This is a genomic window from Mycobacteroides sp. PCS013 (genome assembly GCF_049532645.1).
GTDB lineage: Bacteria > Actinomycetota > Actinomycetes > Mycobacteriales > Mycobacteriaceae > Mycobacterium > Mycobacterium gwanakae.
This window is the reverse complement of the sequence record NZ_CP150131.1, coordinates 753,431-769,926: the sequence shown is the minus strand read 5'-3', so window position 1 is coordinate 769,926 and position 16,496 is coordinate 753,431. Positions and strand designations below refer to the sequence as shown.

Here is a 16,496-nt window from a genome sequence, read left to right as displayed (position 1 = left end):
CCATCATGCAGGACCGCTGATGCTGCTCCTGATCATCCCTCTGATCTGGCGTGCTGCCACCGACAACGTCGCCAGGTCCGGTTCACCCGACGCGAAGATCTCCGCGAGCGTGCCTCGGGCCCGTTCCAGGCGCGAGGCATTGGTGAACTCCCACTCGGCGATCTTCTGCTCGCCGGTCTCATCGGGCTCGCCGACGGAGAGCACATCCATGGTGAGCGCCCGCAACGAGGAGTAGATGTCGTCGCGGATCGCCAACCGGGCCAGGGAATGCCAACGGTCATTGCGCTCGAGCTGGGAGACCGCGGTCAGCAGATCGTCCACCCGCAGGTCGTCCATCAGGGTGAAGTACAGATCGGCAACCTCCGCACCGTCACGATCGGCGATGTCGGCGATGTCGATGATGTCCAGCAGGCTGAAGCCGTACAGGCAGCCGGCCACATCACGGGCAAGATCGGCCGGAACGCCCAGCTCCATCAGGTCTTCGGCCTGCTTGGTGACGATCTCCAGGTCGTGACCACGCAGCCATGTGGTGAGCATTGGGGTCAGCTCGGCGATACCCTGCGCGAACCGGTTGATCTCGGCGCCGACAGCCAGAGGCTGCGGCCGGTAGCTGATGAGCCACCGCGATGCGCGGTCCAGCAGGCGCCGCATGTCCAGCGTCAGCCGATCCGAAACCGCCACTGGCACATCGGCATGCCGGATGCGGTCCCACAATGAGCGCAGTCCGAAGATGGCCTCCACGGCCACATAGGTCTTGAGCCCGTCCACCGAACCCGTTCCGGCATCCTCGAAGAGCCGGTACACGTAGGTGATTCCGCCGCAGTCGACCACCGAATTGACCAGCATGGTGGCGTAGATCTCTTTGCGCAGCGGATGCTGTCGGATCTCCGCGTCGAACCGTTCACGCAGCACGTTCGGGAAGTAGTGCACCATGCGGCGCAGGGTGACCTCTTGATCCGGGGCGTCGCTGGCCAGCAGATCGTCCTTGAGCCCGAGCTTGACATGCGCCATGAGGGTTGCCAATTCCGGTGAGGTCAAACCGATCCCGAGTGCCGCGCGGCGCTCGATCTCCTTCTCGGAAGGCAACGCCTCCAGTTCACGATCGAGTCCACGTTCGGCAACCAGGTAGGCGATCTGGCGCGCGTGCACGCTCAGCAGCGAGGCCGCGTTGGCCCGGCTGGTGCCCATGAGGTTGTTCTGGGATTCGTTGTCGGCCAACACAAGGGTGGCAACATCGTCGGTCATCGACTCCAGCAATGCCGTCCGTTCGGAGGCTTCGACCTTGCCGGCGCTGACCAGCGAATCGATCAGGATCTTGATGTTGACCTCGTGGTCCGAGCAGTCCACTCCGGCGGAGTTGTCCAGTGCGTCGGTGTTGACCCGACCGCCGTTGAGTTCGAACTCGATACGGCCCCGCGATGTCAGTCCAAGGTTGCCACCTTCGCCGATCACTCGCGCGCGCACTTGGTTTCCGTTGACGCGCACGGCATCGTTGGCCTTGTCCCCCACGTCGGCGTGTGATTCGCTCTCGGCCTTGACGTAGGTGCCGATGCCGCCGTTGAAGAACAGATCGACCGGGGCCAGCAGGATCGCGCGGACGAGCTGCGGAGGTGTCATTTCTTTGACGTCGCTGTCGATTCCGAGCGCGTCACGAACCTCGGGGCTGATCGGTATGGATTTTTGTGCCTTACTGAAGACACCGCCTCCCGGGCTGATGAGCGCCGAGTTGTAGTCGGCCCAGCTGGAGCGTTCCAGCGCGAACATCCTCTTACGTTCAGCCCAGGACGATGCCGGATCGGGGTTCGGGTCTAAGAAGATGTCCCGGTGGTCGAAGGCAGCCACCAGCTTGATGTGCTGGGACAGCAGCATGCCGTTGCCGAAGACATCTCCGCTCATGTCGCCGACGCCTGCGACAGTGAAATCCTGTGTCTGGGTATCGATCCCCATTTCCAGGAAGTGACGTTTCACGCTCTCCCAGGCGCCGCGGGCGGTGATGCCCATGGCCTTGTGGTCGTAGCCGACGGAGCCGCCCGAGGCGAACGCGTCGCCGAGCCAGAACCCGTACGACAGGGCGACATCGTTGGCGATATCGGAGAAGGTGGCGGTGCCCTTGTCGGCGGCGACAACGAGGTAGGGGTCGTCGCCGTCGCGGCGCCGCACTCCCTCGGGGGCCACGACCGCATTGGTGGCGCGGTCGCGGTTGTCGGTGATATCGAGCAGACCGCTGATGAAGCGCCGGTAGCACTCGACTCCCTCGGCGCGGAACGCGTCGCGGTCGACGGCGGCGTCGCCGGTGCTGGCCGGCGGATTCTTGACGACGAATCCGCCCTTGGCGCCGACCGGAACGATGACCGCGTTCTTCACGGCCTGCGCCTTGACCAGACCCAGGATCTCAGTGCGGAAGTCCTCGCGGCGGTCCGACCAGCGCAGCCCGCCGCGGGCGACCGGGCCGAAGCGCAGGTGCACTCCCTCCACCCGCGGGGAGTACACGAAGATCTCGAAGCGGGGCCGTGGCTCGGGCAGCTCGGTGATCTCGCGCGGGTTGAGCTTGAAGGACAGCACACCGTTGGCGCGCGCCGAATCCGGCTTGGTCACAAAGTAGTTGGTACGCAAGGTGGCCTGGATCAGGCCGAAGAACGCGCGCAGCACCCGATCGGTATCCAGACTGACCACCTTGTCAATCTCGGCGAGCACTTGGGCGGCCTTGGCATCGGCCAGCGTGTCGTCGGTGACGGCGGGGTCGAACCGGGCCTCGAACAGTTCGACGAAATCGCGTGCGGTCTGGGAGTTATCGGCCAGGACCGTCTCGATATGCGCCTGGCTGTAGGGGAAGCCGGCCTGCCGGAGGTACTTGGCATAACCGCGCAGAATCGTGATCTGACCGGCCGTGAGCCCGGCGCGCAGCACCAGCTCATTGAATCTGTCGATTTCGACACGGCCGTGCCACACATCGTCGATGGCGTTGGTGAGCAGCTCGGCGCGGCGCGCGGTGCCCTCGGCATCGAAGGTACGTGTGATCGCCGGGTGCACCACGATGCGGAATGCGTACAGCGAGACCGCCAGACCGTCCGGCCGGGTGAAGTGATACGGGCGTTCTTCGAGCACGTCGACGCCCATGCTGTGCAACACCGGCAGCACCTGGCTCAGGGAGGCCGAGCGACCACCGAGGTACATGCTGAGCACGCCGGTGCCCAGCTCGTCGGCGTCATAGGCCAGGTCGATAGAGTTCTCTTGCAGCCCTTCGATTCTTGCGATGTCGGCAATGGCCTCAGCGGGCGGCACATTTGTCTTGAAAACCTCAGGCAGGATGACTGAGTACCGCTCCGCGCAGGCGCGGTCGATCGGTGAATTGGGGCGCACCGCGCGGACCAGACGATCGCTCCAGGTCCGGGTGGTCTGGGTGAGCAACGCCTGGATGCGTACCCGGTTGGCTTCCGAGGTGTCGACGCTGCCGTGCAGGCTGTTCTCCGGCATGCGGACAGTGAAATGAACCAATGCCCAGGGTGATTCGCTGACACGGGCGGTGTAGTCGATACCGGTACCGCCGAGTTCGCGCACCAAGATGTCTTGCATGGCCAGCCGCACCGTGGTGGTGTAGCGGTCGCGAGGCAGGTATACCAGCGCCGTGACGAAGTTCCCCAACTCGTCGGCGCGCAGGAACAGTAGTGAACCCGGATGCGCACCAATGTTTCTCACGGCGGTCACCACGTCGTAGAGCCGATCGACACTCGATGCGAACAGCTCGGCACGAGGCAGGTTCTGCATGAACTCGATCAGCATGTGGCCCGCCAACGAGTCCTGGCTGGCGTCTGAGCGGCCGAGGACCTGATGCACGCGGTCGGAGATCACCGGGATGGCCAGCACATCGGCGTTGGTCGCGGCGACGGTGAAGACACCGACAAGGCGATGCTCGACGGCCGGACCGTTGCCGTCTTCTTGTCTGATCACCACGATGTTCGGATAGATGGCGTATCGCAGATAGGTAGGTGTGGTGGCCTGCGCGAGGACCAGCAGCTGGTCGTTGTGGGTGAGCTGCGGCAGCACCTCTTCGCGGCGTTTGAGCAGGCCGAGCCGGCTCGACTCGTCAGCGGTTGCGCGACCGTTCTCGACGGTGCAGCGCTGGTAGCCCAATATGGTGAAGTTTCCGTCGACGAGCCAGCGCAGCAGGTTGGCGACCTCAGTCAGCTCGGCGGACGAGAACCTGGCGCTACCGGCCGAGGCGTCCAGAGCGCCGGACAGCTCGACAACCGCATCGCGCATGGCATCGGTATCCGCGGCGACGTGGCTGCCGTCCTCCAGGGTGTGCGGCAGCTGCGTTTCGATGAATCCCAGACGCTCGGCGTCGATGGAGGGCGGCAGCTGCAGGTGGATCCAGCACTCGGTATCGGGCGCGATATCGCTTTGCAGGTTTTCCACCGGGACCGCCGACAGCAGCGTGCCGTCGGCGGCACGTTTCACGGTGAAGACCGGGTCCATCAGGTCGACGATCGCCACACCCTGACGGCGCAGCAGCACCGTGATGGATTCGGTCAGCAACGGCGTGTAATCGGTGACCAGTTGTAGAGCGGTTCCCAGCCCCGCGTCGTCACCGTTGCGATAGGTGGCCATCGTTATCTCGTGCGGCGCTCGCCGTGCGGCCAACCGCAGCAGCGCGCGCATGAGGGCCTCGCGCACCGGCGGCGCCGGTGTCGCGGTGTGCCCATCTGCGTCGACCACCTCGTCCCAATCCATCTCCCCCGCGTACCGGGCGTGGCTGAACGCAGCGCTCAGCGCCTCGATGGTGGGCACGCCAGATCCATTGGCAGATGGCGTGTTTTCGGAAGTTGTGGTCCCTGTGTTAACAGTCACGCAGAACGCTCCTGGCCGAGTTTGCGTACCGGGTTTCGGCACGCAATCTCACCCTAGTCGCGTGTCAGGCGGCGGTGGGTAACTCTATGAGGTCTGGCTGCATCGATACCCAAACGTTCCACTTTGTTCTCTTCGTAGGCCTGGAAGTTGCCTTCAAACCAGAACCAGGAAGCGGGGTTATCGTCGCTTCCCTCCCACGCCAGGATGTGCGTACAGGTGCGGTCCAGGAACCACCGGTCGTGCGAGATGACGACCGCGCAGCCCGGGAACTGCTCAAGCGCGTTTTCCAGTGAGCTCAGGGTTTCGACGTCCAGGTCGTTGGTGGGCTCGTCGAGCAGGATCAAGTTGCCGCCCTGCTTGAGGGTCAACGCCAGGTTCAGACGGTTGCGCTCACCGCCGGAGAGCACGCCCGCAGGCTTCTGCTGATCCGGCCCCTTGAAGCCGAATGCGGAAACATAAGCCCGCGAAGGCATTTCATTCTGACCGACCACAATGTGGTCGAGCCCGTCGGAAACAACCTCCCAGACGTTCTTCTTGGGGTCGATACCGGCACGGCTCTGGTCGACGTAGCTCAGCTTGACGGTCTCGCCCACCTTGACCTCGCCGCCATCGGGATTCTCCAACCCGACAATGGTCTTGAACAGGGTGGTCTTACCGACACCGTTGGGGCCGATCACGCCGACGATGCCGTTACGGGGCAGCGTGAACGAGAGATCTTTGATGAGGGCGCGTTCCTCGAATCCCTTGTCGAGATGACTCACCTCGACCACCACATTGCCCAGGCGCGGGCCGGTGGGAATCTGGATTTCCTCGAAGTCGAGCTTCCGCGTCTTCTCCGCCTCGGCGGCCATCTCCTCGTAGCGCCCGAGCCGTGCCTTGTTCTTGGCTTGACGGGCCTTGGCGCCTGAACGCACCCATGCGAGCTCTTCCTGCAGGCGCTTGTGCAGCTTGGCGTCCTTGCGCCCCTGTACGGCGATGCGCTCGGCCTTCTTCTCCAGGTAGGTGGAGTAGTTGCCCTCATAGGGGTACGCGCGGCCGCGGTCCAGCTCGAGGATCCACTCGGCCACGTTGTCCAGGAAGTACCGGTCGTGGGTGACGGCCAGGATGGCACCCGGGTAGCTGGCCAGGTGCTGTTCAAGCCACAGCACGCTCTCGGCGTCCAAGTGGTTGGTGGGCTCGTCGAGCAGCAGCAGATCAGGCTTGGACAGCAGCAGCTTGCACAACGCGACCCGGCGGCGCTCGCCACCGGACAGATGTGTCACGGGCTCGTCCGGTGGCGGGCAGCGCAGCGCGTCCATGGCCTGCTCCAGCTGCGAGTCAATGTCCCAGGCATCGGCGGCATCCAGCTCTTCCTGGAGCTTGCCCATCTCTTCCATGAGTTCATCGGAGTAGTCGGTGGCCATCAATTCGGCGACCTCGTTGTACCGATTCAGCTTGCCCTTGAGCGCGACGCCGGCCTCGACGTTCTCGCGCACCGTCTTCGTTTCGTCCAGCTCCGGCTCCTGCATCAGGATTCCGACGCTGGCCCCGTTGGCCAGGAATGCTTCGCCGTTGTTCGGCTTGTCCAGCCCGGCCATGATCTTCAGGACGCTGGATTTACCGGCACCGTTAGGACCGACCACACCAATCTTGGCGCCGGGCAGGAAGTTCAGGGTGACATCGTCGAGGATGACCTTGTCGCCATGCGCCTTGCGGACTTTCATCATCGTGTAGATGTACTCAGCCATTGCCGCGCTGTCGCCTCTCCTCTAAGTTCTTTAGCCGCAGCTCACGACCATTCTGGTGGGCTGCCCGAACCATCCTAGGTGAGAGGCGACCGCGCGGTCGCCGGTGTCAGCTCGCAGATCACGCGCTAAGGCGCAGGTTCACCGACTCCTCGCTGCTCTCGTCGGTTTCCGAGAGCTCCGGGGTGGCGTCTTCGGTGCCGGTATCGGGTTGCTCCGGCGCCTCAGCGCCCTCCTGCTTGCCGGTGTAGCCCACCTTCTCGATCCGCGCGATGGTCCGCGATAGATCCGGCCCGACGGCGATCGCCTTCATCTCCGTGACCTGACGGCGGTTGCCGTCCTTGTCCTCGAACTCGCTGGTGTGCAGATGACCGTGCACGATCACCGGCGCACCCTTCCCCAGCGCGGCACCCACCCCGGTGACCAGACGTCCCCAGCAGGTGACATTGATGAAGAGAGAGTTCGAATTCACCCAACTGCCGTCGTCACGCCGTCGGCGTGCATTACTGGCGACGCGGAACTTGATCATTTCGTCGGAGCCGACCTGGCGCCGCTTGAGGTCTCCGACGATGGAGCCGATCACAGTCACTGGAGTTTCAAACATGGTTCGTGCCTTTCCTCAATCTCTATATCTCTTCTCGGCACCGCCGAACGGGTGCCCTTGGCCACTCCAGTAACCCGCCACGCACCGACACCGCGGACCGACATGTGGGCACGTTCCGGTGACAGCTGTGGATGAATGCGAGATTGGGGACAACTGGCCGATGAGTCCGGCCCCCCGTACCTTGCTTGACATGACGGTTTGGATCATGCAGCGCCCCGAGGACGACATCGCCGCCGAATTGCAGGCCTCATCAGGGACGTTGGCCGGTATTCGGCTCGCGGTGAAAGACAACGTAGACGTCGGTGGCGTGCCGACCACGGCCGCCTGTCCGGAGTACGCCTACATTCCCGAGCACGATGCACCGGTGGTCGCGGCCTTGCGCGCGGCCGGTGCCGTTGTCGTCGGCAAGACCAACCTGGACCAGTTCGCGACTGGCCTCGTCGGTACGCGCTCCCCGTACGGCCCGGTGCCGGATTCACGCCGTCCCGAATACATCAGCGGTGGCTCCAGTTCGGGTTCCGCCGTAGCCGTGGCCACCGGCGAGGTCGATATCGCGATCGGTACCGACACCGCCGGCTCGGGGCGCGTCCCTGCGGGGCTGCAGGGCATTGTCGGGGTCAAACCGACCGTCGGCGTCATCTCCACCCAAGGTGTGGTCCCGGCCTGTGAATCCTATGACTGTGTAACTATTTTCGCCGCGTCACTGGCTACCGCCAATCGGGCGATGGCCGCCATGAGTGCCGCGTCAGGGCCCCGGCTCTGGCCCGCCAACACCCGTCTCGCGGCGCCTCCTCAGCCCACCGTCGCCGTCCCGCGTGAGCTGCCCGCACTCGACGAGGTGTGGGGCAACGCTTTTCACGCGGCCGTAGAGCGTCTACGCGCGACGGGCGCGACGATCGTCGAAATCGATCTGGCCCCGTTCCTTGCCGCCGCGAAATTGCTGTACGAGGGCGCTCTGGTCAGTGAGCGTTACGCGGCCGTCGGCGAGTTCATCGACGCCAATCCCGGGGCGGCACTCGATCCCACTGTTGCGCAGATTGTTTCCGGTGCACGTGACATCCCCGCACACCGCTTGGTGCGCGATCGCGCCGAGGTGCAGCGCCTGCGCGACGAGGCCATGGCCACCCTGGCGGGCGCGGATGCGCTGTTGGTACCCACAGCGCCGCTGCATCCGACGATCGAGCAGGTGCAGGCCGACCCGATCGGCGTCAACGCGACGATGGGCACCTACACCAACTTCTGCAACCTGTTCGACCTGTGCGCGGTCGCGGTGCCTGCCGGTACCGCCGGTGACGCCCAGTTCGGGGTGACGGTCCTGGCGCGCGCCTTCGATGATGCGGTGGCCTTGGACATCGCCGCTCTGATCACCGGAGATGCTGCAGAACAAGATGTTTGGCCGACCGCGATCACCTTGTCCTATGAGCTCGCGGTGTTCGGCGCGCATCTCAAGGGCGGTCCCTTGGAGTTTCAGCTCACCGATCTGGGTGCGCGCTGGGTGGGTCCGGTCCGTACCGCTTCGAAGTACCGGATGGCGGCGCTGCGCACCACTCCACCTAAGCCTGGCCTGACCCGCTCGGAAGAGGACGGGGTGAGCATCGGCGGAGAAATCTGGCGCCTGTCCCCCGCAGCACTGGGCACTTTCCTCGCGCAGCTGCCCGAGCCCATGCTGCTGGGCAAGGTGGAGTGCGAAGACGGCGTGTGGCGCACCGGCTTCGGGTGTGACGGTGCCGCCGCGCAGGCAGGTATCGACATCAGCGAACATGGCAGCTGGCCGGCGGCCATCGCTGCGGGCGCGGTGAACTAACGCGAGTTCTCGTCCAGCTGAGCCATTTTGGCGAGCATGGCGTTATAGGCGGCCAGGTCTGCGTCGTCGTCACGGTCGGCGGCGCGGTCCTGTCGGCGGGCCAGCCGTTCGTCCGAACGCGACCACTGGATGACCAGGGCGATCATGACCACCAGCAGCGGCAGCTCTCCCGTTGCCCAGGTGATGGCGCCGCCCATGTGTTGGTCGGAGGCCAGGTCGATCCGCCACGGCAGGGCCAGATTGCTGTAGAACTTTTCGCCCAGAATCGATTTCGTGCCCATCAAGATGACACCGAAGAAGGCATGCAGTGGCAGCGACACCAACACGATGCCCAGCTTGGCCACTGGCGGCAGGCGGCGCGGCGACGGGTCGATGCCGATGACCACCCAATAGAACAGGTATCCGCTGAGCAGGAAGTGCAGATTCATCGCCAGGTGCGCAGCGTGCACATCGACGGCGGCGTCGTAGAGCCCGCTGAGATACAGGCCGTAGAACCCGCCGATGAACAGCGATGTCGCCACCAGTGGATGGGTCAGGAAGCGAGAGAAGCTGCTGTGCAACAGCAGCTGCACCCATTCACGCAGACCCGGCGGATCCCCCTTGCCTGCAGCGGGTAACACGCGAAGTAGCAGCGTGATGGGGCCACCGAGGACCAGCAGCACGGGCACCAGCATCGAGAGCATCATGTGCGCCACCATGTGCATGCTGAACATCGCGGGCATGTACCGGCCGACACCCGAGGATGTGGCGATGAGCAGGAAGGCACAGCCGGACAGCCAGGCGATGGTGCGCCCCACGGGCCACGCGTCGCCACGTGCCTTGAGGCGACGGACGCCCACCAAGTAGGTGACCGCGAAAACGATGGCGGCCGTTCCGAAGATGAGATCGAAGCGCCAGTCGAACATCAACCGCTGCGGGGTCGGCGGGCCGTCGAGCGTATAGCCGATAGCGACCTCGACCGGTGAGGGGTTGAGATTGACCGGAGGTGGCGGTGGGGTGCGACCCAGGCCGACGGCGATACCGAACGTGACCGCGAAGATGACGGCCTCCATCCCGGCGAGCCGGATCAGCGGTCGACGGTTCTGCGGTTCCTCACTCAGTGCCGTGATCGCCGATCGCCGCTGTAGATACCCCAAGACACCGAGGACTAGCAGCGCGGTGGCCTTACCCACCAGCAGCCAGCCGTAGCGGGTGGTGAACAGGTCCGAAAGTTGGACCCGGATAAGCGCGTTGATGATTCCGCTGAGCCCAATCGCGACATAGCACCACAGGGCCAGTGTGGAGAATCGGCGTGCGGCCACGTCGAGATAGCCGCCGCCGCGCAGCGCGTGGATCAGCAATGCGACAAGGCCGCCGGCCCACAGCGCCGCCGATACCAAATGGATGATCAGGCTGTTGGTGCCCAGATCATGTGCGCCGCCGGTGGCCGAATGCCCCACCAGGGCCAGCGGCATCAGCGTCGCCACCGACCCGACCACGAGCAGCGGTGTCCACGACCAGCGCAGCACCACCCGGCTGGCGATCGCGACCCCGGCCGCGATGAAGGCCATCCAGCGCCAGGCATTCACGGTTTCGATCTCACCGGCGAGCGTCCACAGCTCCCCGAGCCCGAAATCGCTCACCGGCTGACCGGCCACATCGGAGATCGACAACGGCACCATGACCGCCGAGAGCACCGCAAGCGCAGTCGATGCCGCGGTGCCGACGCGCAGCGAGCGGTAGCCATCCACGTCGAGCACGCCGGTGGACTGCGGTGGGACGAAGAAGGCCGTGAGCAGGAACGCACCGACGGCAACCACGGCGACGATTTCGGCGGCCGCGCGCACGAACGGTAGACCGTACGAGGTGACGGGGCCAGGGTTGGGCAGACCGGTCGCGAGCAGGGCCTCTGCCAGTGACAGCGCGCCGATGGCGGCCGCGACCAGGCCCGCCAGTCCCGCAAGGCCGACGACGATCGTCCAGATCGGCGAATCGGTCTTGCTGGCGGTGGAGGTGGTGGTCACCAGTCAAGGGTATGGCGAGATGCGATCCGCACGGTCACCGGTTCGATAGACTGCGGTCCGGCTAGCGCCGCATGCCTCCGTAGCTCAGTTGGATAGAGCAAGGGCCTTCTAATCCCTAGGTCGCAGGTTCGATTCCTGCCGGGGGCGCTGTCAGATACAGGCTTCTTCCTACAACGAGCTTCTCCAGTACGCAGCCAGTCCGCAATGGATCTTATGCGTCAGCGTTAATATCCATTGTCAGCCTTCGCGTCCCGAAGGATATACCATCGACGCAAATTTAAGCATAGCTTCCTTCGCATTATGTTCTACCGCATGACCGGTAAATTCTGCACTAATACAAGCCCGCAACACCATTGCTGCCGCCATAAATATCGGCGAGCTAGACTCCATTACATCGTATCCAGCACGGTCGATAGTCAGCACCCCGGGAGGGAGTGGCCAATCGTTTTGCATAAGACCGGAACGAACGCCTTCCACGAAATCTGTCGGCAGTCCGGGAACAAACCCCCTCAACCGGTTCAATTCGCTCTTAATGACATGTTTACCTGCTTCATCCCAAGGATCACCCACAAGAATATTGACGGTCGAGGCGTCACCGGTAGAAACCAGAAATTCACCACCAAGAAGGGCGCGTGGCGTTATTCCACCTCTTCTTTGCACTTCCACGGTGTATCGCACACCATGAGCTACTACACGTAAGTCTGTCGAAGCCTGCAATGAAAACCCGACTTCCGCAGTGGTTTTATATGCAGCTTGTGGAATATCGACACTTACAGCCGCCGCCCCAGCGCGATCAATGTTCAGTATCATTCCGGTAGTAATCCGTTCATCTGCTTCCACCATCGGCCAAATAGAGGATTTTCCTGTATGAGATCGAGATCGTAATTCTTTCCAGGAGGATGTGTCGTTAGCGCCTTTGTATGTGCTGATTCATAGTCCATACCTTGCTTCATAAGGCTATTTTCTGTCAGTTCATGCCGCATGAAGTTTACTTGAGTGTCACTTAGCGGCTTACCTTGCGAAATGGCGTCGCGTATGCGCGAAATCATAGCATCGTTTGGCTCAAATGGGTCCATGCGACCCAAATGAGCTGCCACACCGTCTATGTCAGCGGATGTAAACTCTGTTTTTGTAGCAAAGCTTGTTACTGGCGAGACGGGCACAGCTCTCTCAACAGCCCCTTCGGTAACGGCGCGTTCAGGGGCCCGGGCAGCGTTGTTAATACCTCTGCCGCCAATCATGGCACCGAGGACATCGAATGCGTTTTGCCCCGCAGCTTTGACGGGATTACCGTCTTTCCACTCGTCATACGAGATGGCGTCTTTGCCTACATTTGTCCAAGACTGACCGACACCTGGGGCATTGTCACCGCCAGCTCCCACCAGCGGTGCAAGACCTTGTGCCATTTGGGTTCGGTCCTGCGCTAGGCCTTGTGGGTCGATAATGCCCCGAACACTGGAAATCATTGGGTCGGCGGTCTTCATGAACTGCCAGTTGGACTTGAACTCGTCAACACCACGGCCCACTAGTCCTTCAAAGAACTTCTGCGGCGATATGTCAGCGGGCCCTGAATCACTCGGTTGATAGTTCTCGGCTCGTGGAACTGGCATTTTGGATGCCCTGTCAATCAGATCATCGAGCCGTTTATCCACTTGGTCCGCTGGTACGCCGGTATTTAACAGCTCTTTGCGGAACAACTCGCGTTGCGAGGCAGATATGAAGGGCTGAGACGACGAATCCGGCACAGCAACAGGCCCGATAAAGCCCGGATCACCCGGCAGAGGGGCCGGCTTGGTCGCATCGGTGGCGGTTGCGATTCGCGTCGAGCTTGATGACGGTGCCGGTGGTGTGGGTGGTTTGGGGACATCGGTGGGTCCGTTGACGGCTGTCGCAGTCCCCGACAACGCATCAGTGGCACCAGAGGTGTCGGGCATCCCGGAGGCGCCGAGACTGGACACGGTGTTGACCACCCCGGAGACCTGGGAGACGCCGCCAGCGACCTGGCCGGTGAGGTCGGCGACCTGGCCACCGGCCTGGGTGAGCTGCTGCACCTGTTCGGCTTGCGGTTTGAGTTGTGGGTTGGCATCGGCAGCCAGCTGCGCACCCTGACCCGCGTTGTTGATCCACGTGGACGCGATCGAAGCCCCAGAACTCACGGCGTCGGCCGTGTCACTGATGCCCCCAGAAACTCCCTGCACCAAGGCAACTGCGTCCATTGGGTTGACCGCGCCGGACTGTGCGGAGGATGCCAGCGAAGCTCCGGCTTGGGCAGCCGAGCCGAAGTTCTGAGCCGCTGATCCCGCCGATTGCCCCAGATTTACGCTGTCGGACACCGTGTTGGCGATGTCGCCTGGCAAGGATTGGCCCAACTGTGCCCCGTCTTCGGCGCGGGCTTGGGTGTCTGGCCCCTGCTCTTGCTGTTGGTCGTCTTGTTTGCGGCGTCGCGTCGAACCAGCACCAAGTAGAAGCGATGCCAGATCCGTTGTGCCCGACTGCTCGTCACGGTCCTGCTGCTCGTCCTCTTTGTCGTCCTTCTTTTTGTCCTTGGACGGAGCCTTGGGGAGCTTCTGATTGCCGTTCTGCTGCTTTCCCTGTTGCAGCTGTTTAGTCAGATCGTCAATGCGCTGCCGATCCTGACCGGACTGCTGCTGCTTTTCCTGCAGCTGCTTGGTCAGGTCATCGATCTTCTGCTGATCCGGTGACTGGTTCGGCTGCTGCCCCGCATCTTGTTGCGGCGGCTGCTGCTGAGGTGCCCGCTGCGCGCCCTGCTGCGGTTGTTGGGCTGGCTGCTGCCCGCCCTGATTCGATTGACCACCTTGCGATCCCGCATTGCTACCGGGGTTAGTTTGTCCGCCGTTGAAATCCGGATTCGGCTTACCCGGTCCTTGGGTATACGGCGTCGCGTTCTGATAATCCGGAATCTGAGTACCGTGTGCGGGCTGATCCCACCCCTGCTGAGAGCCCTGCTGCCCACTAGACCCGTTCACACCGTTATTGCTGACCGAGGGTGCCTGAGTGTTATAGATACTGATGCCGTTGTTCTGATCCAGCGGCGCCTGATTGATGCCACCTTGATAATCCGGCATCTGCGGCCCACCCTGACTGGGCGGCTGAAACATCTGCCCACCCCCAGGCGGACCATCACTACCACCAGGACCACCACAATCCGGCGGACACGCCGCCCGCGCCTGCGGCACCGTCGCCGGGGAAAACCACCCCAAACCCAAACCACTTGCCGAAAACATCAACACCGCAACCACACCCGCAGTCGCGGCAGCCTTCTGCGAAGCATCCATGGCCCACTTCCACAGACCCACAAGACCTTTCCACCACCCCAAATTGGAGGCGATTGCCCACAGAAGGACCAGAGTGATCGCCGCCACCGCAGGAAACACATCCGGACCCGTGATCCACACATACAACCGCGGAGCAATCCCAGCAGTCAGCAACACCAACCCCAAACCACCCCCGATCAACGCCGCCACCAGGCCCGGATGCCACAGCCTCTCCCGGCCCCCAGAATCCATGCCAACTGGTTGGCGATGTGCCCCAACACCATCGACAACAGCGGCGCGGTCACGAGCGCCGAGCAATCCGGCGTCCGTCAATACCTCTTTGATCAGTCCGGTCAGGTACTTACCGCCCGCGAACAATCCAGCCCCCGCCACAACGGCCACCAGCATCTGCCCGATGCCCAGGATCAGTGTCCAGCGGGGTTCCCCAGAAAGGTGTTGCCACCAGCTGCTGTAGCCGCCGCGCAGCGTCCACCACACACCCAAAGACCCGGCGATCAGCCCGACAGCGGCAATCACGGCCTGCAGCGGTTCAGACAACCTTTGTTTACCGGCCGTGGACGCGGCCGCGATCATCGGCTTGGCACCCCACATGATGAGCTTTACCCCGCCGCCCAGTGCCGTCATACCGGCCAGCAGCAGCACCACCCACACACCCCAGGCCGCAACATCGCCACCTGCCCGGTACAAACCATGCAAGCCAGCGACCGCCGCTACCGTCAACACGGCGCCGGCCCCCACGGCAGCCACGCGGCGACCCGGGTCACCTGTAGTGGAAGAACCAGCCAACGGTGCCGTCTTCGATTCGCTGGAGTGCGTCAGATCACGACATGTCAGAACCTTTGTCGCCTCGGTCACATTACGATCCACGGAACCCACCGACGGTCACCTTCCCCACTTCCGCAATCACAATGTGCATTGCGACCCACCAATCAGACCAGCATAAGCCAATAGTCAAGATCGCGTGAGCAGCGGTGGCAAACAGCATCTACATAGCCCACCCTGCCGTAGAACCACCAAGATCAATCACGCCCCCACCAGCGGACAACTACTCCCTCAATGTTGCTCAAAGCCCGTCAGCCAGCCGACCCAGCGCGTCAAGGTACGAGAAATCAACGATTCCCGCAGATCCGATTCCTGCCGGAAATGCTTACCGAATCATCAACACAACGTCTGAACCACCTGCCGCGTAGCGACATGGATCTGCCGGAACAACTGGGAAGAAAGACTGAGTTCCCTCAGATGGGGAACATCGATGACTGTGGTGACCACCCCCGGCCCATCCGATTCCCACTGCGCACCGTATCGATTCAGAATGCTGCGCATCGCGTAGTTCTCTGAGAGCACCGAGGCCGTGAATCTGTGGACACCGTCGGCATGGGCCGACACCGCCAACGCCTCCATCAGCAGTGTTCCGATCCCACGGCCCTGGTAGTCGTCACCGACAGTGAAAGCCAGTTCGGCACTGTCGGGCTCATCGAGATGGCGGATGAATCGAGCATCGGCCACGACAAGACCGTCGGGTCCAGCGGTGAGTGCCCATGCGAAGTGGTCGCGATAGTCCACTTCGAAGAGATAGGTAATCATCCGCTTGTTCGGCACTCCCAGAAACCGGCGGTACACCGTGCGTCGCGACATCCTCGCCAGCCGCCTCCTGTCACCGGGAAGGATCGGCCGCAGGTAGAACTGAGCGCCGTCGCGTAGCCGCACCGGAATAGGTGTGACGAATGCGGCTAGCCGTTGACGCGCAGTCGATACCAATGCATCTGACACACCAGGGATTTCAAGCATCGCGGTGAACGCATCGCTGCCACCAGCCCAGCCGCGAAGCGGTTCGGTCGCCACGACGGTCGCCGTCCGGGCGTTCCCACGCAGGAGCGCGATCTCACCGACGACCATGCCGGGCACCAGATGCGCGACGACCGAATCTCCGTTGTCGCCGGCGTGAAGGATCTCGCCGCCACCCGAGCCGACGAGCAGGAACCAATCGGCCGGCTCACGCTGACGCATCAGCACCTGCCCGGGAGCCGCTTCAAGGGGCGAAAGAAGCTCGGCTAGCGGAGCAAGCGCACTGGCCGGATTACCTGCGAAAAACTCCAACTCCGCGAGTTCGATGGCGTCTACACCCGCGGATCCGGCCATCTTCTACAGGACCTTCGAGCAGTTCGGCAATGCCCCGGTGGCCCATACTGCGTCCACGATGTGCACCGCCCTTAGCTC

8 protein-coding genes and 1 tRNA gene are annotated in these 16,496 nt (G+C 63.0%); 2 read left to right on the top strand and 7 right to left on the bottom strand.

The window, feature by feature from the left end:
• Nucleotides 1–3: 3 nt before the first annotated feature.
• The 3 genes from RHO23_RS03765 to ssb form a co-directional block, all read right to left on the bottom strand.
• On the bottom strand, nt 4–4,674 hold the full coding sequence (locus RHO23_RS03765; RefSeq protein ID WP_423489163.1) for an NAD-glutamate dehydrogenase: 4,671 nt from the start codon (nt 4,672–4,674) through the stop codon (nt 4–6).
• A 227-nt stretch (nt 4,675–4,901) separates the two neighbouring features.
• Nucleotides 4,902–6,575 (bottom strand): energy-dependent translational throttle protein EttA, encoded by a 1,674-nt coding sequence (gene ettA, locus RHO23_RS03760; RefSeq protein ID WP_030095083.1) that lies wholly within the window; start codon nt 6,573–6,575, stop codon nt 4,902–4,904.
• 118 nt (nt 6,576–6,693) lie between these two features.
• On the bottom strand, nt 6,694–7,176 hold the full coding sequence (gene ssb / locus RHO23_RS03755; protein WP_064408300.1) for a single-stranded DNA-binding protein: 483 nt from the start codon (nt 7,174–7,176) through the stop codon (nt 6,694–6,696).
• A 190-nt stretch (nt 7,177–7,366) separates the two neighbouring features.
• Here ssb and atzF point away from each other — a divergent pair, with 190 nt between their 5' ends.
• Complete coding sequence (gene atzF, locus RHO23_RS03750; RefSeq protein ID WP_070942630.1) at nt 7,367–8,980, top strand: allophanate hydrolase; 1,614 nt, start codon at nt 7,367–7,369, stop codon at nt 8,978–8,980.
• Here the strand turns inward: atzF and RHO23_RS03745 are convergent.
• On the bottom strand, nt 8,977–10,983 hold the full coding sequence (locus RHO23_RS03745) for a cytochrome c oxidase assembly protein (protein WP_070942631.1): 2,007 nt from the start codon (nt 10,981–10,983) through the stop codon (nt 8,977–8,979). The two genes, atzF and RHO23_RS03745, sit on opposite strands and share 4 nt — an antisense overlap.
• A gap of 73 nt (nt 10,984–11,056) precedes the next feature.
• Here RHO23_RS03745 and RHO23_RS03740 point away from each other — a divergent pair.
• Nucleotides 11,057–11,130, top strand: a tRNA-Arg gene (locus tag RHO23_RS03740).
• 90 nt (nt 11,131–11,220) lie between these two features.
• Here the strand turns inward: RHO23_RS03740 and RHO23_RS03735 are convergent.
• The 3 genes from RHO23_RS03735 to RHO23_RS03725 all read right to left on the bottom strand — a co-directional run bounded on the left by RHO23_RS03735 (nt 11,221) and on the right by RHO23_RS03725 (nt 16,418).
• Nucleotides 11,221–11,826, bottom strand: a complete 606-nt coding sequence (locus RHO23_RS03735) for a hypothetical protein (protein ID WP_123771719.1) — start codon at nt 11,824–11,826, stop codon at nt 11,221–11,223.
• Complete coding sequence (locus RHO23_RS03730) at nt 11,790–15,146, bottom strand: hypothetical protein (protein WP_423489162.1); 3,357 nt, start codon at nt 15,144–15,146, stop codon at nt 11,790–11,792. The genes RHO23_RS03735 and RHO23_RS03730 overlap by 37 nt, the downstream gene beginning before the upstream one ends.
• A gap of 291 nt (nt 15,147–15,437) precedes the next feature.
• On the bottom strand, nt 15,438–16,418 hold the full coding sequence (locus RHO23_RS03725) for a GNAT family N-acetyltransferase (RefSeq protein WP_070942632.1): 981 nt from the start codon (nt 16,416–16,418) through the stop codon (nt 15,438–15,440).
• Nucleotides 16,419–16,496 lie beyond the last annotated feature (78 nt).